This window comes from Vibrio sp. 10N.222.55.C6, from assembly GCF_041473395.1.
GTDB classification, from domain to species: domain Bacteria; phylum Pseudomonadota; class Gammaproteobacteria; order Enterobacterales; family Vibrionaceae; genus Vibrio; species Vibrio crassostreae_C.
Window position 1 is genome coordinate 1 of the sequence record NZ_JBFRSD010001288.1, and the last position, 295, is coordinate 295.

Annotated in this window: 1 protein-coding gene; it reads right to left on the bottom strand. The window is 49.5% G+C overall.

Annotated elements, in window-relative coordinates; genetic code table 11:
* On the bottom strand, positions 1–198 hold a 198-nt coding region (locus AB4486_RS28575), incomplete at its 3' end, for a phage integrase N-terminal SAM-like domain-containing protein (protein ID WP_198593676.1).
* Positions 199–295 lie beyond the last annotated feature (97 nt).

Below are 295 nucleotides of genomic sequence, written 5' to 3' on the forward strand. Positions count from 1 at the left end.
GGTTTGAATAAGAGACGCGAAGAACTGTTTGAGGTCAGAGGTCGTTAATGTATCAGGGGCTCGGTCGAAATGAGCGGTGATCCGACGAACCGCACGGGAATAGGCATCAATGGTCGCGGGTCGTTTACCTTGCAGCTTTAGGTTGGTAAGGTGTTGTTCATAAAGGGTGTTGTAACGTTTTAAGTCATCGGGTTTCATGGGGTTACTCCTGTGAACGACCATCAGGGTGATGGTGTTACAAGAGTATGGTTCGCACTCGTTTTACTCTGCCGCGTAGCGGCTTCGTTCAACAAGC